The sequence below is a fragment of the Bariatricus sp. HCP28S3_F11 genome (genome assembly GCF_052065395.1).
Lineage (GTDB): Bacteria > Bacillota > Clostridia > Lachnospirales > Lachnospiraceae > Allocoprococcus.
The window spans coordinates 1-18,829 of record NZ_JBQHUC010000030.1 but is presented as its reverse complement, the minus strand read 5'-3'; the positions used below and the strand labels follow the sequence as shown (position 1 = coordinate 18,829).

Below are 18,829 nucleotides of genomic sequence, written 5' to 3'. Positions count from 1 at the left end.
GCAAAATAACAAACTTTAGGAGAATGGGAAAATGAGTAAGGATATCAAATTGACGCAATTGGCAAAAACCGCGGGATGAGCCGCTAAAATAGGTCCGGAGACCCTTGCCCAGGTTCTGGGTAAGCTTCCGAAATTTCACGATGACAACCTTCTGGTTGGTATCGAGACATCTGATGATGCGGCAATCTACAAAGTGACAGATGACATCGCAATGATTCAGACGGTGGATTTCTTTACACCGATCGTTGACGATCCGTACATGTTTGGACAGATCGCAGCGGCCAATTCTCTCAGTGACGTATATGCCATGGGAGGAGAGCCTAAAGTGGCTCTGAATATTGTTGGTTTCCCGAATTGCCTTGACCCGTCTATTTTGGGGGATATCCTGGCAGGTGGAGCTGACAAAGTGAAAGAAGCAGGAGCTGTTCTGGTGGGAGGTCACACGATTCAGAATGACGAACCTCAGTATGGACTCTGCGTGTCCGGCTTTGTTCACCCGCAGCGCATTTTCAAAAATTACGGATGTAAACCGGGAGATGTTCTGATTCTAACCAAACAGGTAGGCAGCGGAATCGTTAATACGGCGATCAAGGCGCAGATGGCCTCCGACAAGGCGATTCGTGAAGTGGAAATGGTTATGTCTTCGCTGAACAAAAAAGCCAAGGAAGTGGTAGATGGATATCCGGTAAATGCATGTACAGACATTACAGGTTTTGGTCTTCTGGGACATTGTGTGGAGATGGCAGAAGCCAGTGAAGTGACGTTCAATCTGAATGTCCACGATATCGCATATTTTGACGAGGCGATCGCCTACGCCAAGATGGGACTGGTTCCGGCGGGAGCCTATAAGAATCGTGGATATTCCCAGATGAAAGTGGATATGGGAAACGTAGAGGAACATTTTATTGATCTGCTTTATGATCCACAGACCTCCGGCGGACTTCTGCTCAGTGTGGAACCGCAGTATGTGGAAGTAATCATGGAGACATTTGAGAAGAAACACATGGAAACGAAGGTTTCTATCATAGGAACAGTGGAAGAGAAGAGTGACAAGCTTATACGTCTGCACTGATAACAGAGCATTTATGCAGGACAATATACGCCCGGCAGAGCAAATGCCGGGCGCTGCCTGAAAGATAATAAAGTATTTGGAAGTGGAAGAAGATGAACAAGAATCAATTATATCGTAATATCCCGAAAGTGGATGTGCTTCTGGAAATGGAGATCATTCAGCTTTTGATCGAACAGTACGGAAGAGAGACTGTCATGGAAGCAATCCGGGAGGAGATGGAGGCCCTGAGAGCATTTATCGGGGCATGTGAAGAAGAAGAGAAGATTGTGCGGCAGATTCAGGATCTGCCGCAGCAGATCGTAAGGCATGTGGAGAGACTCCATACACCGAACATGCGCATGGTGATTAACGGAACCGGTACGATTCTGCATACGAATCTGGGACGTGCACCAATCAGTCAGGAGCATGTATCAAAACTGGCTGATATTGTCACCGGCTATTCCAATCTGGAGTATAATCTGGAGGCCGGGAAGCGGGGAGAGAGATATTCCCATTTTGAGAAGCTTCTGTGTAAACTCACGGGAGCTGAGGCGGCAATGGCCGTCAATAATAATGCAGCCGCAGTGATGCTGATTTTGAGTTCTATGGCAAAAGGCGGCGAAGTTATTGTATCCAGAGGAGAGCTGGTGGAAATCGGCGGAAAGTTCCGTATTCCGGATGTGATGGAACAAAGCGGCGCATCTCTGGTAGAGGTCGGAACGACCAATAAGACACATTATTCCGATTATGAAGAAGCGATTACTGAAAATACAAAAGCGCTCCTTAAAGTACATACCAGTAATTACCGGATCGTAGGCTTTACCGATACGGTCACGATCGATGATCTGGTTCCGCTGGCAAAGGAACACGACCTTCCTATTATTGAGGATTTGGGAAGCGGCGTGCTGATCGACCTGAGCAAATATGGACTGACTTATGAGCCGACGGTTCAGGATTCCATCCGCAAAGGAGCAGATGTGGTATGTTTCAGCGGAGACAAGCTGCTGGGAGGGCCACAGGCAGGAATTATTATCGGTAAGAAGAAATATATTGATCAGATGAAGAAGAACCAGCTTACACGTGCACTGCGTATCGATAAATTTACGGCGACGGTGCTGGAACTCGTTCTTCAAGAATATTTATCTGAGGAAAAAGCAATTCAGAATATTCCGGTTCTTCGTATGATCACGGAGACCGAAGAAGAAGTGGCACATCGCGCCCAGAACCTGAAAAGGATGTTGAGACGAGCAGGTCTTGCGGCGGAATTTGGACTTGAAAAATGCGAGTCACAGATTGGAGGAGGATCACTCCCTCTGGAGCGGATCCCAAGTATGGCGGTTACGATAAAGCCTGAAAAAATGAGTGTGCCGCAGTTAGAAGAAAAAATGAGACATCTGGAGGTGCCTATCATCCCGAGAACGGCGAATGATACGATTTATCTGGATGTCAGAACCATAGAAACACGTTGGTTTAAGAAGATTACAGAAATGCTGGGAGAGCTGTTATGAAAAATATCATCATAGGAACCGCAGGTCACATTGACCACGGGAAGACAACATTGATCAAGGCTCTGACCGGGCGAAATACGGATCGTTGGGAAGAAGAACAGCGTCGTGGAATTACGATCGATCTGGGATTTACCTGGTTCGATTTGAAAAATGGTGACCGGGTAGGAATCATTGATGTTCCGGGCCACGAGAAGTTTATCAATAACATGGTTGCCGGAGTTGTGGGAATGGATCTCGTCATGCTGGTTGTGGCGGCGGATGAAGGAATCATGCCGCAGACAAGGGAACATATGGACATTCTGGGACTTCTGGGAATTAAGAAAAGCATTCTCGTCCTCAATAAATGTGATCTGGTGGACGAGGAATGGCTGGAGTTGGTTGAAGAGGAAATACAGGAAGAATTGAAAGGAACATTTCTGGAAGATGCGCCGGTGGTACGTGTTTCAGCAGCGACCGGACAGGGGCTCGAAGAACTGACCGATACGATCATTCGGGTGATGGCGGATGAGGTGGAAGAGAAAGATACGCAGACGATCCCGAGACTTCCGATCGACCGTGTGTTTACACTTTCCGGTTTTGGAACGATCATCACGGGAACCTTGATTTCCGGAACAATTTCCAAAGAGGATGTACTCGAAATGTATCCGATCGGGAAAGAGTGCAAGATCCGGAGCATCCAGGTACACGGACAGGACAAGGATAAGTGCTATGCCGGGCAGAGGGTAGCGATTAATCTTTCCAATATCAAGAAGAAAGAGATTCACAGAGGCTGCGTGATCGCTCCGAAGAACAGTATGAAGAACACGGATCTGCTGGATGTTAAATTATCGGTATTGCCGGATTCTATGCGAATTGTGACGAATCATGAAAGACTGCATCTGTATACGGGGACCAGCGAGATCCTCTGTCGTGCCGTGCTGCTGGATAAGGAAGAAATCGGGCCGGGAGAAAGCGGACTGGTGCAGCTGCGTCTGGAAGAAGAAATCGCGCTGAAGAGAGGCGACCGATTTGTGGTGCGTTTCTATTCGCCGATGGAGACCATTGGAGGCGGCGTGGTGCTGGAGCCGAATCCGGTGAGAAAGAAACGATTCGATGAGAAAGCAATTGAAGAATTAAAGAAGAAAGAATCCGGTTCGCTTGCAGATGTTATGGAGCTGCATATCAAACAGCATGCAGATACAATGATTACGATGGCTGAACTTGCGAAGATTATGGCACATTCTGTGGATGAACTTCAGGAATACCTGGAAGAATTGAAAGAAGAAGGAATTGTTCATGTCTTTGCGATGAAGAAAGATGTATATCTCTGGCACAGAGACAGTGAATATGCATTGCGCCAGAAGATACAGGAGGCGCTTGAGGCTTATCATAAGAGATATCCTTACCGTTATGGTATGAAGAAAGCTGAGATCCATAACACCTATCTGAAAAAGGTGAAACCGATCGTGTTTGATGCTTATATCGAGCAGCTTGTGGCACAAAATCAGATCGGACGCAAGGACGAATACCTGCATCTGGCAGAATTTGAAGTGTCGAAAGACGCAATGTTCCTGAAGACGGAAAAGACTCTGGTCGATGCTTTTGAAAAGGCAGGATTTGATTTCGTGAGATTTTCGGAAATTGATCTCGGAACAATCCCGAGGGAAACCGCGGAGGATGTTCTTCTGTTACTTGTAGATGAAGAACGGGTTGTGCGGATCAATGAAGAAATGTTTACGATGAAGTATCTGATGGATGAGGCAGAGGAGAAGATTCGCAAGCATTTGGAGAATGAGGATGTGATTACGATCGCACAGGTAAGAGATATGTTCTCCACGAGCCGAAAAAGTGCCAAGCCGATACTCGAATATATGGACAGCATTAAGGTTACAAAGAAGACCGGAGCAGAAAGTGAAAGGGTAGCATACTTATGAATCTAAAACAATTGGAGGCATTTGTGAAGGTGGCAGAGGGAGGCAGCTTCTCAAAGGCGGCAAAGTCTCTGTTTTTGACTCAGCCTACCATAAGTGCACATATTTCCTCCCTGGAAAGAGAACTGAACGTCAGATTGTTTGTGAGAAATACAAAAGAGGTTATTCTGTCAGAGCAGGGCAAGGTACTTTATGAGTATGCCCGGCAGATGGTTGAATTGCAGAATAAGATTACCGAGATTTTTTCAACAGAAACGAAAAAAGATGTTCAGTGTATTACGATTGCGACATCAACGATTCCCGCACAGTATCTTTTGCCGGATATTCTGGCAGAATTCAGTTCCAGATATCCGAAAGAACAGTTTCGTGTGATGGAAACGGACAGTGCAAAAGTTGTGGAAAAGGTTGCCGGACATATTGTGGATATTGGGTTTACGGGAACCGTTCTTGAGAAAAAGTATTGTAAATACATACCGTTTTACAAAGATGATCTGGTGATTATTATGCCAAATAATGAAAAATACCAGCGTATCAAGGAAGAAGAAACGACAATTGACTGGATTGCAAATGAAGCGATCATCATGAGGGAAGAGGGATCAGGAACGCGGAAAGAAGCGGAAAAGCAGCTTCGCCGTGCCGGAATTGATGTGGAGAAACTGAATGTTGTAGCAAGCATTGAGAATTCGGAAGCTATTAAGAAATCAGTTAAAAGCGGAATAGGTATTACTATGATATCGCGGCTTGCGGTGCAGGATGTGATTGAATCCGGGCAAGTGCTGGATTTCCCGCTTTCGAGTAAAGATGATGGAAGAGATCTGAATCTGGTCTATAACAAGAATTACCAGCTTTCTAATTCTGCGGAACGTTTTATTCGTGTCGTGAAAGAGATGTATAACATATAAGAAATGAGCCTGTTTATAGATAAAAACTATAAATGGGCTTATTTATTGTACTTTTCGATTAGACGAAAGCGGGAATAAAGGCTATACTAGAGATAGTCAAATTGTACGGGAAAAAATACATAGGTATCATTTGGGAAGATACAAGCTGTACTTGAAAAGGAAATTGGAGGAAGGTACATATGATATATATGGATAATGCGGCGACGACGATGCAGAAACCGCAACAGGTAATCGATGCGGTGGCAGCGGCAATGTGCTCTATGGGGAATGCGGGCAGAGGCGCACATGCAGCATCACTCGGCGCGGCGCGAACGATTTATGATGCCAGAGAGAAGCTGGCTTGTTTTTTTCATGCGGAAAATCCGAAACAGATTGCATTTACGATGAATTCAACGGAAAGTCTGAATATAGCGCTGAAGGGGGTCCTGAATCCGGGAGATCATGTGATCACAACGATGCTGGAACACAATTCAGTACTTCGCCCTCTGTATGAACTGCAGGAAAAGGGAACGGAGCTTACCATTCTGAAAAGCAATCCGCAGGGGACGCTGGATTATGAGGATTTTGAGAAGGCGATCAAGGAAAACACCAAAGCAATCGTGTGTACACATGGTTCAAATCTGACAGGAAACCTTGTGGATGTGAAGCGAGTAGGCGAGATTGCGAAGAAACATGGATTTTTGTTTATCGTAGATGCATCTCAGACGGCGGGGGTATTTCCGATCGATGTGCAGGAGATGGGGATCGATATTTTGTGTTTTACCGGTCATAAAGGACTTTTAGGACCGCAGGGAACAGGTGGGATCTATGTGAGAGAAGGACTGACAGTCCGTCCTCTGTTATGTGGCGGAAGCGGGGTGCAGACTTATAATAAAAAGCATCCTTCTGAGATGCCGACTGCTCTGGAAGCCGGAACACTGAACGGACACGGGATCGCCGGTCTGGATGCGGCAGTGGAATATCTGATGGAGACAGGAATTGATACGATCAGAGAGAGAGAGCAGGATCTGATGTGGAGATTTTACGAAGGGGTGAAGGACATCCCCGGAGTAAAAGTTTACGGAGATTTCAGTACGCGGGAGCGATGTGCGATCGTGACGCTGAATATCGGAGATTATGATTCTTCAGAAGTGAGTGATGAGCTTCTTATGACATATGGAATATCTACAAGAGCCGGAGGACACTGTGCACCGCTTATGCATGAGGCACTGGGGACGGTAGAACAGGGTGCGGTGAGATTCAGCTTTTCGCATTACAACACGGATGAAGAATTAAATACAGCCATTCAGGCAGTGAAAGAAATGGCTGCCGAAGAGTAACTCTGAAGAAGAGAGTAAAAGGCATAAGGAGGAAGTAACATGAATTTATCAGATTCAAAAAAGAAACTCGCGATTGCGGGTGTGATCTGCGGACTTGTAGCGGCATGTCTTGCATTTTTCGGGAACCCTGCAAACATGGCATTTTGTATTGCCTGCTTCGTACGTGATATGGCAGGTTCTCTGGGAATGCATCAGGCAGAAGTTGTGCAGTACGCAAGACCGGAGATCATCGGACTTGTACTGGGCGCTTTTATTATCTCTGTGGCAACGAAGGAATATCGTTCTACAGCAGGTTCATCACCGATGATTCGTTTCGTACTGGGTATGATTATTATGATCGGTTCCCTGATTTTCCTGGGATGTCCGCTTCGTATGATTATCCGTATGTCAGCAGGTGATCTGAATGCATGGGTAGCACTGATCGGATTTGTTCTGGGTGTATCGACCGGTGCATTTGCACTGAAGAAAGGGTTCAGTCTTGGACGGTCTCATGAGACGAACAAAACAAGCGGAGCAGTGCTTCCGGTCATCATGGTTGGAATCCTGATTCTTGCAACATGCACATCACTTTTGAAGGCAAGTGAAGCTGGTCCGGGAAGTATCCATGCACCGCTGATTCTGTCGCTGGTTGGCGGACTCATTTTTGGAGCAGTTGCACAGAAATCCAGAATGTGTTTTGCAGGAAGTATCCGTGATATCGTGCTTATGAAGAATTTTGATCTGTTTACCGTAATTGGAAGCTTATTTGTAGTTATGTTGATCTTTAATGTGGCAACAGGAAGATTTGTTCTTGGATTCAATACACCGGGAATCATTGCACATTCTCAGCATCTGTGGAATATTCTTGGTATGTATGCAGTAGGATTTGCTGCAGTACTGGCAGGAGGATGCCCGCTTCGTCAGCTGATCCTTGCAGGACAGGGCTCTTCCGATGCGGCAGTTACCGTTCTGGGTCTGTTCTTTGGAGCAGCTCTTTGCCATAACTTCGGTCTGGCATCCAGCGGAACATCCCTGAACCCGGAGACAAAAGAACTGGTTGCAGGAGCTGTTACAACAAACGGTAAAGTGGCTTGCATTATCTGCATCATTGTTTGTTTCGTGATTGCATTCACAAACAAGAGAGAGACTGCAAAGACAAAATAAAAAGCAAAGGGTAGATATTAACAAAATAATATGCTATTCTAAGAAAGAAGGTAAAATAATATGAAGGAAGTAGATGCAAGAGGACTTTCCTGCCCGGAACCGCTTATGATGACAGCGGAAGCATTAAAAGATGCGAAGGGTCCAATCAAAGTGCTGGTCAGTGAACCGCATCAGAGAACGAACGTAGAAAAGTTTGCAAAGGACCACGGAAAAAAAGCAACAACGACAGAGAAAGGCTCCGAATTCGAAATTGTGATCGAATAATGAGAAAGAAAGAGTTAAAACTGGTCGTGACATTCCACACTACGGCAGATGCCATGGCGATGGAGAAAGCCTGTAAGGCAAAGAATGCGGACGGAAGACTGATTCCGGTGCCGCGGGAGATCTCAGCAGGCTGTGGGCTTGCATGGTGTGCCGGACTGGAACACAGGGATGCACTGAAAGAGATCATGTCAAGTGTTGGAATCGAAGAAGAAGAGATGCATGAATGCATGGTATAAAAAAGATTGCGCGTAAGCGCAGTCTTTTTTATGTTGCCGTTTATATGAGAAAATGATCCGGGGGATCATTTTTTGAGTTATACATTTGAAATTTGCGTGGTGCAGGGGCGCGATATGTGATAGAATAAAAGAGAACATTTATTTGATTGGAGTGCGGATATGCAGTTGCGTTTTGAAATCCCGGATTCGTTCTGGAGTCTGTTCCGTTCCGTGAACCGGGAGGCTTATATGGAAGCCCTTCTGGTTATTAATGAAGAATACCAGTACAGTAATTATTTCCTCACGAAAGAAGTGTGCGTACAGGTGCTTGGAGATATGTATGCAAAGAAGCAGCTCCGACTGGTGCGTGAAGAAAATGAGACGGAGTTTGATATGCTGGAAACACCGTCACTTCGTATGCTGAATTGGCTGATCAGAACGGGATGGCTGAAAAAGATTGAAGATTATCATACATTGGCGACGAATATTGTGATACCGGATTATTCGGCGGTTTTCATCGATGCGTTCGAACGTCTCAGCTCTGAAGATATGGAGGAGACGGAAATCTATATCCAGAATGTATACGCGACTTTATTTTCCTTCCGGAATGATCCCAGGGTGAATCTGAATATGCTGCGCACGGCGCTGATCAATACCCGGCGGCTGAACAAAGCACTGCAGGATATGCTGCATAATATGGACAAGTTTTTTGAGAGACTTCTGGATCAGCGATTTTACGGAGATCTTCTGAAAGAGCATCTAGATGGGTATGTGGAAGAAATCGTGAGGCGCAAATACCATATACTGAAGACTTCCGATAATTTTTATATTTACAAAATGGATATCAAGAAGTGCCTGCGCGATATGCGGGAAAATGAAGAATGGATCGAAACGGTTCGGGAGCGTTCCAGGGCGATGGGAGATACGAAGGAGGATGTTCTGGAACTTCTGGATCAGATTGAACGGGGATTTGATGATATTGAGCACCGTATTGCCAATATGGATAAGGAACACACGAAATATGTGCGCGCAACCGTGACAAGACTTAATTATCTGTTAAGTGGAGAAACGGACACCAAAGGGCTTGTGGTGCAGTTGCTGAACCGCATGGGAGATGCAGCGGATTATGAGCAAATTGTACAGAAGACCGGTGCAAAGATGAATCTTTCACTTCTGGAGATTGTTTCGGAGAAATCACTTTATAAGCGGCGTAAAGGAAGGAAAGACTTTATCAGTCAGATGCAGCCAGAGGAGACCACGGAGGATCTGGACAAGGAAGATGTGCTGAAGTTGAACCGGATTCAGCATCGGTACAGCCGAAGACAGATAGAAGATTTTATAGAGGAGAATATACGGGAAGGCGTTATGGATGCGCTGTCCCTTCCTATGCGGGAAGAAGATGAATTTGAAAAACTGATTCTTGCGTATGATCTCAGCACACGAAGGAACAGCAAGTATATGGTGCTGGAAGAGGATGTAAGGATGGTGGAGAAAAACGGTTATCGCTATCCGGCATTGAAATTTGTAAAAAGACAGGTTTAACAAGTTGGTGTCTGTAATACATCATGAAGATGGGAGAAATGAATGATTGATTATTATGAACAGCTCACACAGGAGGAGCAGGAAGCAATCACAGAAGTGGTTCAGACTCTTTTCAGGCAGACCTTCCTTTTGGAGCGGAAATACGACAAACGGACGGGCAGGCTTCAGTATGGGAAAGAGTACCGGACTGCGATGAAGCATCTGCCGTTTCTGAAAGAATATTTTAGAGTGGCGGGAATCACACTTTATGAAAACAACAATATAGGTATGCTGTATATTCAGGGAGAGACGCTCTGGGGCGAAAAACTTCCGAGACTTGCAAGTATCTATATACTGGTACTAAAGCTGATCTATGATGAGCAGATGCAGAATGTGTCCACAAGCAGTCAGATCGTGACGACGCTGGGTGCCGTGAACGGCAAAGCAGGAGAGTTCAGAGTACTTCAGAGCATCCCGTCAGCTACGGAGATGCGCAGGACGATTGCACTTTTGAAAAAATATCAGTTGATTGAACCGCTGGATCTTCTGGAAGAACTAAATGAAAGTACCCGGATTGTCATTTATCCGAGTATTCATGCAGTGCTTGCAGGAGACGACATCAGAGAATTATTGGAGACGTTCAGTGAGGAGGAACATTTTGGAAAAGAAGGAGAAACAGCAGCCGTTCAAGGCACTCTCGAAGATCTGCCTGAATAACTGGCATTATATAGACAGAAAAATACTGTCACTCAGCGAGGGAATCAATTTCTTTACCGGACATTCGGGGAGCGGAAAATCGACCGTGATTGATGCACTGCAGATTGTGCTCTATGCTAACACGGATGGCAGAGGTTTTTTCAACAAGGCTGCAGCCGATGATTCAGATCGTTCACTGATTGAGTACCTGAGGGGTATGGTCAATATCAGTGAAAATAATGAAGCACAATATTTGCGAAATTCCAATTTTTCCAGTACAATCGTGCTGGAGCTTGAACAGACAAACACAAAGGAAAAACAATGTGTTGGCGTTGTGTTTGACGTGGAAACTGCGACGAATGAAATCGGAAGACTGTTTTTCTGGCATACAGGAGGACTTCTTGAGAATCATTATCGGGCAGACAAAAGATGTCTTACGACTATGGAAGTCAGAGAATACCTGCAGCGGTCGTTTCCACAGGAGGGATATTACTGCGGGCCGAGCAATGAGCGGTTCCGAAGGCAACTCTATGATGTGTACCTGGGTGGACTGGATATGGAGAAATTTCCCAGATTGTTTAAACGGGCAATCCCTTTTAAAATGAATATCAAGCTGGAAGATTTCGTGAAGGAATATATCTGTATGGAGCAGGATATTCATATTGAAGATATGCAGGAAAGCGTTATGCAGTACGGCAGGATGCGGAAACGGATTGAAGAGACGCTTGAAGAAATAACATGTCTCAAAGAAATAGGAGAGATGTATCGGTATTTTGATGAGAGAAGAGAGAAGGTACAGCTTGGAGAATACCAGCTTCAGAGACTGGAAATGATGCGTCGTGAGGCAGAGGTTCAGGAGAAACGAGATCGAATTCAGAGCCTTTCTCAGGATAATCGTGAATTCCTGGAGCAAAAGGCAATGCTGGAAACGGAAGAGAAGGCATTTCAGCAAGAATATGATGAACTCTTGATTCGGCTCAATAACAGTGGGTATAAAATGCTTGAGACGGAACTTGCAGGGCTTAATGAGGCTCTGGAACGGTTGGGTGGAAGCAAAGCAAGATGGACGCAGACTGCTAACCGGCTGAAGGAGTGGAAGACAAAGGAGATGACTTCTAACCAGACAATCTGGGATATTGACCGATTTGCATCCGGCGGTATCACTTTTGGAGAACTCAAGAGACTTAAAAATGCGCTGGCTCAGATGAGAAATGAACTGGAAGAAGAGCGCCGGGAAATTGATGGAGAACTTCGGCGAATCAAGAAGGAAGAGAAGGAATCACGTGAGGAATTAAAGGAGCTGAAACAAGGACGAAAAGCGTATCCAAAGGAGCTGGAAGCGGCCAGGATCGAACTGCAGAATCAGATTTATAAAAGAACCGGTACCTTCGTAAATGTGAAGATTCTTGCGGATCTTCTGGATATCCGTGATGAGCGATGGCACAACGCGGTAGAAGGTTATATGGGAGGTAACAAATTGCTTCTCGTTGTTGAGCCGGAGTATGCGAAGACAGCGATGGAAATCTATCAGAAGATGGATAAGAAGAAATACTATCGTGCTGCCGTGCTGGACACAGAAAAAGTATTGGAGGAAAAGCACGAGGTGCGTCCGGGGGCTCTGGCAGAGGAAGTGATCGCAAAGGAATCCTATGTCCGGGAATACATCCGTTTCTTCCTTGGAAATGTGATGAAATGTGAGAATATAGAGGAACTCAGAAATCAGCGCATCGGAGTGACTCCGGACTGTATGCTGTATCATAGTTACCGGTTGCAGCATATCAATCCCGAGAATTATACCAGGCGTGCATACATTGGTGAGACGAGTCTCAGACAAAGAATCCGACAGCTTGAAGAACGATGTAATAAGCTTCAGGAAGAGCGTTTGCCCTTGCAGGATCAGCTTGAGGAAATTCGGAAACTGTTGGATCTGGAAAGCCTGATACAGCCGGAAGAAGACTATATGGCACAGATTCAGGATGCCAGAATGATTCCTGAAAAAGAACGCCGTAAAGAGCAGCTGACTGAGCAGATGAAAAAGCTTCGGGAGGATTCAGTAGAAGCCCTGGAAAGGCAGATGGAGGAACTCGCAAATCGGAAAGAGGAAAAGAAGAAGCAAGTAGTTGCTGCCGAAGTGCAGGCGGAAAAATGCTGTGATAAGATCGAGATGTTGAAAGATCAGATTGTCGATTCGGAGGAAGAACTGGCAGAATTCAGAAAAGATTTTCAAGAGAATACAGAGTATGAGGAAGTGTTCCGTAAGTTCCTGGAAGCAAGAAAATCGGTGAATTATGAGTATCTGAAAAGCCAGGTTGCCAAGGGGCTTGGTGAATTAAAAAATGCAATGGACGATGCTTATCAGAGGCTGGTAGACAGGAGAAGCGTTTATATTAGACGATATCCGAATCGAACTTTTTCCACCAGTGTCAAAGAAAATTCAGACTATGACAAACTGCTGGACAGCCTTCAGTGTGATGACTTGGAGAAATACCGTGAGTCGGCAAAGGAACAGGCTCGCTCGGCCGTGGAACATTTTAAAGATGACTTTATTTTCAAAATCCGCAGCGCAATCCGGGAGGCTTACCAGCGAAGAGATGAGCTGAACCGGATCATAAGCGGACTGGATTTCGGAAAGGATAAGTATCAGTTTGTGATCACACGGAATAAAGGAGCGGATGGAAAATATTATAAGATGTTCATGGATGACGCTCTGCAGATCAATCCGGCTGATCTTGGTAATACGATGGATAACCAGCTTAATATGTTTACAATGGAGCATGAAGAGGAATATGGAGAGATGATGAATGAATTGATCAATATCTTTATTCCACCGGAGAATGCGACGAGGGAAGAGCTGGATGAAGCCAGAAAGAACATGGAAAAATATGCGGATTACCGGACATATCTTTCTTTTGATATGCAGCAGATCGTGCAAGGGGAGAAAAATATGACCATCGGTCTCGGGAAGATGATCAAGAAAAATTCCGGAGGAGAGGGACAAAATCCGCTGTATGTGGCGCTGCTGGCAAGCTTTGCCCAGGTTTACAGAATCAATCTGTCGCCGAAAGTGCAGAGACGTCCGACGCTGCGGCTGGTTGTTTTGGATGAGGCGTTCTCGAAGATGGATGCGGAGAAAGTGGCAAGCTGCATCTCTCTGATAAGGGGGCTGGGATTCCAGGCAATTATCAGTGCGACCAATGATAAGATTCAGAACTATCTGGAAAATGTAGATAAAACATTTGTATATGCAAATCCGAACAAGCGTCATATTTCGATTCAGGAATTTGAAAAAACGGAATTTTCGCAGCTTGCGGATGTTGAGGAATAAAGGGGAAAACGTATGTATCTTGTAAAAAAGATTATTGAGAAATGTGAACACAGCAGTCGTGACTGGCGCGAGGGAGCAACCGGCGGCAGAACACTGAGGATCACCCAGGAGGATTATGACCTCTGCGGGAAGCAAGAACTGATCGATGAGGCGAGAAAACTGGAGGCGGCAGGCCTTCTTACAATTAAAAAGTGGGTGATACCGGACAGTGATATTGAATTGATTGCATATCGAGTTGAAAAACTTTCGCAATTCTACCGGCTTGCGGACAGCGAAAGTGGGGAAGAGTATTGGCCGAAACAGGCGCGTGTGAATTATTATACAAGAAAAATTGAGGAAGAACTTTCGGAAGGTTTCCAGAAAGAATGGATTGAACAATATTTTGAGAGTCTGAGAGCACGTCTGGGTAAAGGTGAGTTCCCGAAAGAGGTGGAGAAGCTGGAAATGTCGCTTGCGGCTTTTCGGGGGATCGATAGTCTGGAAGAACCGGTATTGAAACGAATTTTTAGTAAACAGTATCTGAAAGATTCCAAGATGTTTGAACGTGAACTTGAAAGACATGTAATCAGTGTGGCAAGAAAATACTGCGATACCATTACAGAAGACATGGATTCTTCTACGGTATTGGAACAGCTTATGATTGAGGAATATTCCCAGGAACTGGCAGTGAAAGGACCACTGAAACTTAAAATATGGCGCGGTTCAGAGGCAAAGCGAGTGGATCTTTCTGACTTTGTTTATGGCACTGTACTGAACAGCCAGACGCTGAAGCATGCTGTAGTAGAGCTGGATCAGCCGGGACTGAAAAAAGTGGTGACAATTGAAAATAAAGCAAATTATGTGTCGATGCCGTATCAGCCGGACACATTGTATGTATTCAGTCACGGATATTTCTCACCTCTGGACAGAGAATTCCTGAAAAAGCTTAGAAGAGCGCTGAATGGGAAGCCGGTGGAGTATTTTCACAGCGGAGATCTGGACTATGGCGGAGTGAAAATTTATGAGTATATTAAGAAGCAGATTCTTCCGGACGTACAGCCGCTGAAGATGGATGTGGAGACGTTTGAAAAATATGCCTCTTTTGCAGAGCCGATCAGTAAGGAAACAATGGCAAAATTGCAGAAAACAGAGATCCCTGATTTGCAGGAATTGATTGACAAAATGATTGAAACCGGAATGGGGATTGAACAGGAGAGTTTTTTGATCGTATAAAGGATAACGCAAATGAAGAAAAAATAAGCAAGGGCAGCATCTTTTCGGGATGCTGCCCATTATTATGCTTAAAATCCTTCCACAAACTGATCCAGAACATGCGGCAATAATTTGTCACTATATTCGGTCAGAGAGTAATTCCCTTTGCAAAGTGCCCAATCGTAGAGTAAAGCTCTTTCGTACATTGCGTATATCTTCAACAACTCCTGCGGAGTGCTGGTGTTTTTGAATTCACCGGATTCGATCGCGCCGGAAATCGTATCGGTAAGCCAAGTGAAATAATAACGGTCACTTTCCAGGAGAGATCGCTTGTCCTTGGTAATCAATTGTGAAGAATATAAAGATGCGAGCAGATTCACATCAATTGTAGTTTCAATCATATAGAACAGTTCATGATTGAAAAACAGCAATTTGTCGTAGGCTGATAAGTCAGGATCGACGATTCCTGCAAGCTCCTCATATTTATCATCAAAAAGGTATGAGAGCGTGTTAAGCAATGCTTCTTTTCCTTTGAAATAATGATAAAATGTACCCTTCGAAGTCTTGGAGGCGGCAATGATTTCATCTACTGTTGTTTGCTCGTATCCGTTTTTGTGAAAAAGAGTCCACGCAGCTTTTACAATTTTGCTTTTTGTGGAACGGCGTTTCTTAGGCATTAAATAACCTCACTTCCTAACGTTTGCTTCCGACTTTAAAGCCGTATTTCAGTGGGTCGTCCGGGTCGATCACATAAGTTGCATCGCCGGTCAGGTAGGCGCTTCCGGTAATCTGAGGAATAACTGCATCAAATTCTCCGACTTTTGCTTCTTTCAGGATGACGCCTTTAAATTGGGAGCCGATAAAGCTTTCATATACGAAAGGTTCTCCGATCCCGATTTCGCCTCTTTTGTATAAGGTCGCCAGTTTAGCACTTGTTCCTGTTCCGCACGGAGAACGATCTGCCATATGGTCGCCGAAAATAACAACGTTGCGTTTATTACAGCCAGGAGTGTCGGTTGAACAGTACATTTCTACAAGGTCTACTGTTGTGATATCCAATTCTGGATGTTTGATTTCTACTTCTTTGTTGACCTGTTCCAACATATGGATACCGAAATCGGTAAGCTTTGGAATAGAATCCGGATCAACAGTCCAACCGAATTGCTCAGCGTCTACGAGGGCGAAGAAACTTCCGCCGAAAGCAATGTCATATTTTACTTCCCTTCCGTCTACGGTGGTAGTCAGATTCTCCTTATAAAGGAAAGCAGGCACATTCGTTAAAGTAACGTTCAAAACTTTTCCGTTCTTTACTTCGGCCTTGGTGCGAATGATTCCGGCAGGAGCATCCAGAACGACTTCCGTATATGGTTCTACGGCCGGGACAAGCCCCGTTTCGATAATTGCGGTTACAGATCCAATCGTGCCATGTCCGCACATGTTTAAATATTCGCCTGTATCCATAAAGATTACTCCGAAATCAGCTTCCGGATGCACCGGCTCTGTTAAAAGAGCTCCGAACATATCATGGTGTCCACGTGGTTCGAACATCAAGGCACGGCGGTATTGATCATAATTCTCTGCAAGAAAATTCTTGCGTTCGATCATGGTGTCACCTTTCAGCTCCGGAAAACCGGACATGATGATACGCGTAAATTCCCCCACTGTATGAGTATCAATTGCATGAAAAGACGCTTCAAAAGCGTCAAGGTTAAGCTTTGGATGGATTTCCATTTCCCAATTCCCTCCTTAAAGTAAGTTATAGAAATAATCTATAAGCTGTCAGCATAAAGCGGGCAGCATAGTAGTAGAAACCAAAATGATAAATAGAATATAGAGCAGCCTTTGGAAATATATTTCTGCAGTCTGCTAAATATTATTATGTATTATGTAATAAAATGGACGACAAAACCTGTGCGGCATTAAGCATTCCGCTGTGAAATAAATGTTGTCTAGACTTGATTCTAGTATGAAGTACAGTTTCTGAAAATATTATCTACGAAAAGCCTTGAAAAGTCAATAGAAATTTGCTACAATAAAAAACGAAATAAATGTTGAAAAATGAAATAAACTGTGGTACAGTTAGAAAGCCGGAAATAATATGGGGGTAGATGGGTAACTGGTGTGCCTCCTAGTCTTCAAAACTAGTGTGGGGCGTTAAGAGCGTCCTGGGTGGGTTCGATTCCCACATGCCCTCGCCAAGAAAAGATTGGCTTTCCGACTTAAGATGACACCTGTAAAGTAAGCGATCGTATTTTTATACGTTCGCTTTTCATATTATATATAGAAAATATTTATAAGTGAAAGGGAGAAGGGTCATGGGAAACTTACAAATTTTACTGCGTCAGCATGTTGGGGCACCCTGCGCGGCGGTGGTAAAGGCTGGTGACAGAGTTGAAAAAGGCACCTTGATCGCGACACCGACGGGCCTTGGCGCAAATATTTTCTCGAGTGCGTATGGCGTGGTTGAGGAAGTGAAGGAAGATCGGATCATTATCAGGCCTGATGAAGTTCAGAAAGATGAATTTGTTCCGATCCAGGAAGGCAGCAAGCTGGATATGGTGAAATCAGCGGGCGTAGTTGGTATGGGCGGAGCTGGATTTCCGACAGGTGTGAAATTGGGAACTGACCTGAAGGGTGGATATATTCTGGTGAATGCGGCAGAATGTGAGCCTGGACTGAGGCACAATATTCAGCAGCTTGAAGAAGATTGCGAGAAAGTCATCCGCGGCGTAAAACACTGCATGGAAATTTCAAATGCGGCAAAAGCAATCTTTGCAATTAAAAAGAAGAATGAGAAAGCTGTTGCAAGACTGCGCGAAGCACTGAAAGATGAGGACGCGATTACGATTCATCTGCTTCCGGATATCTATCCGATGGGAGAAGAACGTGCGGTTGTAAGAGAGTGTCTGGGAATTGAACTTCAAACGACTCAGCTGCCCTCAGCGGCAAATGCGATCGTCTGCAATGTAGAGACGCTGGCAAGGGTATCGGAAGCAATTGATGAAAGAAAGCCTTGCTTTTCAAAGAATCTTACTGTGATTGGTAAGATTAATGGTGGAAATGAACCACATGTTTTTATGGATGTTCCTGTAGGAACGAGTGTTGGTGATCTGATTGAGAGGGCTGGCGGTATTGATGGCCTTTATGGGGAAATTATTATGGGAGGACCATTTACCGGAAAGGCCACTACTGAAGAAGAACCAATCACCAAGACAACCGGAGGAATCATTGTTACGATTGATTTTCCGGATCTTCACGGAGCAAAAGTAGGTTTATTGGTATGTGCCTGCGGAGGAAGTGAAGAAAGAATGCGTGATATTTGTGCTAAGATGAATGGTGTAGTTGCGTCTGTCGCAAGATGTAAACAGGCGATTGAGAATAAACCGGGAGCACCATTGAAGTGCGAACGCCCCGGTAATTGTCCGGGACAGGCAAAGAATAACATTCAGTTTAAGAAAGACGGATGTGAATACATTATCATAGGAAACTGCTCTGACTGTTCCAATACAGTAATGGGATCTGCTCCGAAGATGGGATTGAAAGTATTCCACCAGACGGATCATGTAATGAGGACGATCGGGCATCCGCTTTACAGATATCTGCGGGTATCGAAACAGGTAGAACAACTTCCGGACGGCAAATAGGCCGCGGAATGAGATAATAGGACAAGTAAGGTAGTGTCAAGTAATCTATGAAAAACTGGGCCGAAAAAAACAGGCTCAAACGAACCTTGAAAATTGCAAATATATAAGACGGAAGGCCCTCCGGGGGCTCAGGGCGCTGC

General features: G+C 44.9%; 15 protein-coding genes and 1 tRNA gene. 14 read left to right on the top strand and 2 right to left on the bottom strand.

Translation table 11 applies throughout. The features are described from left to right. Positions 1 to 31: 31 nt before the first annotated feature. From selD to ACTNBR_RS12545, 12 genes are all read left to right on the top strand, one after another. Complete coding sequence (selD, locus tag ACTNBR_RS12600; RefSeq protein WP_427806647.1) at positions 32 to 1,072, top strand: selenide, water dikinase SelD; 1,041 nt, start codon at positions 32 to 34, stop codon at positions 1,070 to 1,072. Positions 1,073 to 1,164: 92 nt separating this feature from the next. After that, positions 1,165 to 2,559, top strand: coding sequence for an L-seryl-tRNA(Sec) selenium transferase (gene selA / locus ACTNBR_RS12595; RefSeq protein ID WP_427806648.1), 1,395 nt, complete (start codon positions 1,165 to 1,167; stop codon positions 2,557 to 2,559). Then, complete coding sequence (gene selB / locus ACTNBR_RS12590; RefSeq protein WP_441018530.1) at positions 2,556 to 4,472, top strand: selenocysteine-specific translation elongation factor; 1,917 nt, start codon at positions 2,556 to 2,558, stop codon at positions 4,470 to 4,472. The genes selA and selB overlap by 4 nt, the downstream gene beginning before the upstream one ends. Next, positions 4,469 to 5,371, top strand: a complete 903-nt coding sequence (locus ACTNBR_RS12585; RefSeq protein WP_427806650.1) for a selenium metabolism-associated LysR family transcriptional regulator — start codon at positions 4,469 to 4,471, stop codon at positions 5,369 to 5,371. Before selB ends, ACTNBR_RS12585 begins: the two co-directional genes overlap by 4 nt. A 179-nt stretch (positions 5,372 to 5,550) precedes the next feature. Then, the gene (locus ACTNBR_RS12580; protein WP_427806651.1) at positions 5,551 to 6,690 is read left to right on the top strand and encodes an aminotransferase class V-fold PLP-dependent enzyme; all 1,140 of its coding nucleotides are present in this window, start codon (positions 5,551 to 5,553) and stop codon (positions 6,688 to 6,690) included. 39 nt (positions 6,691 to 6,729) lie between these two features. Then, on the top strand, positions 6,730 to 7,833 hold the full coding sequence (gene yedE / locus ACTNBR_RS12575; protein WP_427806652.1) for a YedE family putative selenium transporter: 1,104 nt from the start codon (positions 6,730 to 6,732) through the stop codon (positions 7,831 to 7,833). Positions 7,834 to 7,893: 60 nt separating this feature from the next. Continuing rightward, entirely contained in the window at positions 7,894 to 8,097 is a 204-nt protein-coding gene (locus tag ACTNBR_RS12570) for a sulfurtransferase TusA family protein (protein WP_427806654.1), read from the top strand. Beyond that, a complete protein-coding gene (locus ACTNBR_RS12565; protein WP_427806656.1) occupies positions 8,097 to 8,333 on the top strand; it encodes a DUF3343 domain-containing protein in 237 nt (78 codons plus the stop codon). Before ACTNBR_RS12570 ends, ACTNBR_RS12565 begins: the two co-directional genes overlap by 1 nt. A gap of 159 nt (positions 8,334 to 8,492) precedes the next feature. Further along, a complete protein-coding gene (locus ACTNBR_RS12560; RefSeq protein WP_427806657.1) occupies positions 8,493 to 9,854 on the top strand; it encodes a Wadjet anti-phage system protein JetA family protein in 1,362 nt (453 codons plus the stop codon). Between the two features lie 42 nt (positions 9,855 to 9,896). Then, complete coding sequence (locus tag ACTNBR_RS12555) at positions 9,897 to 10,550, top strand: DUF4194 domain-containing protein (protein WP_441018532.1); 654 nt, start codon at positions 9,897 to 9,899, stop codon at positions 10,548 to 10,550. Next, positions 10,492 to 13,854, top strand: coding sequence for an ATP-binding protein (locus ACTNBR_RS12550; RefSeq protein WP_441018534.1), 3,363 nt, complete (start codon positions 10,492 to 10,494; stop codon positions 13,852 to 13,854). Before ACTNBR_RS12555 ends, ACTNBR_RS12550 begins: the two co-directional genes overlap by 59 nt. A 12-nt stretch (positions 13,855 to 13,866) precedes the next feature. Beyond that, the gene (locus ACTNBR_RS12545) at positions 13,867 to 15,066 is read left to right on the top strand and encodes a Wadjet anti-phage system protein JetD domain-containing protein (protein WP_427806660.1); all 1,200 of its coding nucleotides are present in this window, start codon (positions 13,867 to 13,869) and stop codon (positions 15,064 to 15,066) included. 68 nt (positions 15,067 to 15,134) lie between these two features. Here ACTNBR_RS12545 and ACTNBR_RS12540 read toward each other — a convergent pair whose 3' ends face one another. Both ACTNBR_RS12540 and ACTNBR_RS12535 read right to left on the bottom strand, forming a co-directional pair. Further along, the gene (locus ACTNBR_RS12540; protein WP_427806661.1) at positions 15,135 to 15,722 is read right to left on the bottom strand and encodes a TetR/AcrR family transcriptional regulator; all 588 of its coding nucleotides are present in this window, start codon (positions 15,720 to 15,722) and stop codon (positions 15,135 to 15,137) included. Positions 15,723 to 15,738: 16 nt separating this feature from the next. Continuing rightward, a complete protein-coding gene (locus ACTNBR_RS12535) occupies positions 15,739 to 16,776 on the bottom strand; it encodes a proline racemase family protein (protein ID WP_427818791.1) in 1,038 nt (345 codons plus the stop codon). 369 nt (positions 16,777 to 17,145) lie between these two features. On the opposite strand from ACTNBR_RS12535, the gene ACTNBR_RS12530 reads away from it, so the two are divergent. Both ACTNBR_RS12530 and prdC read left to right on the top strand, forming a co-directional pair. Beyond that, positions 17,146 to 17,243: transfer RNA gene (locus tag ACTNBR_RS12530), tRNA-Sec, on the top strand. Between the two features lie 117 nt (positions 17,244 to 17,360). After that, positions 17,361 to 18,689, top strand: coding sequence for a proline reductase-associated electron transfer protein PrdC (gene prdC, locus ACTNBR_RS12525; protein WP_427806663.1), 1,329 nt, complete (start codon positions 17,361 to 17,363; stop codon positions 18,687 to 18,689). The last annotated feature ends 140 nt before the right edge of the window (positions 18,690 to 18,829 follow it).

What these genes read in the sequence shown, in the direction of transcription:
- ACTNBR_RS12560 (WP_427806657.1), top strand. Translation starts at nt 8,493, where the DNA reads ATGCAGTTGCGTTTTGAAATCCCGGATTCGTTCTGGAGTCTGTTCCGT.
- ACTNBR_RS12545 (WP_427806660.1), top strand. Translation starts at nt 13,867, where the DNA reads ATGTATCTTGTAAAAAAGATTATTGAGAAATGTGAACACAGCAGTCGT.
- yedE (WP_427806652.1), top strand. Translation starts at nt 6,730, where the DNA reads ATGAATTTATCAGATTCAAAAAAGAAACTCGCGATTGCGGGTGTGATC.
- selA (WP_427806648.1), top strand. Translation starts at nt 1,165, where the DNA reads ATGAACAAGAATCAATTATATCGTAATATCCCGAAAGTGGATGTGCTT.
- ACTNBR_RS12555 (WP_441018532.1), top strand. Translation starts at nt 9,897, where the DNA reads ATGATTGATTATTATGAACAGCTCACACAGGAGGAGCAGGAAGCAATC.
- ACTNBR_RS12535 (WP_427818791.1), bottom strand. Translation starts at nt 16,776, where the DNA reads ATGGAAATCCATCCAAAGCTTAACCTTGACGCTTTTGAAGCGTCTTTT.
- ACTNBR_RS12570 (WP_427806654.1), top strand. Translation starts at nt 7,894, where the DNA reads ATGAAGGAAGTAGATGCAAGAGGACTTTCCTGCCCGGAACCGCTTATG.
- ACTNBR_RS12540 (WP_427806661.1), bottom strand. Translation starts at nt 15,722, where the DNA reads ATGCCTAAGAAACGCCGTTCCACAAAAAGCAAAATTGTAAAAGCTGCG.
- ACTNBR_RS12585 (WP_427806650.1), top strand. Translation starts at nt 4,469, where the DNA reads ATGAATCTAAAACAATTGGAGGCATTTGTGAAGGTGGCAGAGGGAGGC.
- selB (WP_441018530.1), top strand. Translation starts at nt 2,556, where the DNA reads ATGAAAAATATCATCATAGGAACCGCAGGTCACATTGACCACGGGAAG.
- ACTNBR_RS12565 (WP_427806656.1), top strand. Translation starts at nt 8,097, where the DNA reads ATGAGAAAGAAAGAGTTAAAACTGGTCGTGACATTCCACACTACGGCA.
- ACTNBR_RS12580 (WP_427806651.1), top strand. Translation starts at nt 5,551, where the DNA reads ATGATATATATGGATAATGCGGCGACGACGATGCAGAAACCGCAACAG.
- prdC (WP_427806663.1), top strand. Translation starts at nt 17,361, where the DNA reads ATGGGAAACTTACAAATTTTACTGCGTCAGCATGTTGGGGCACCCTGC.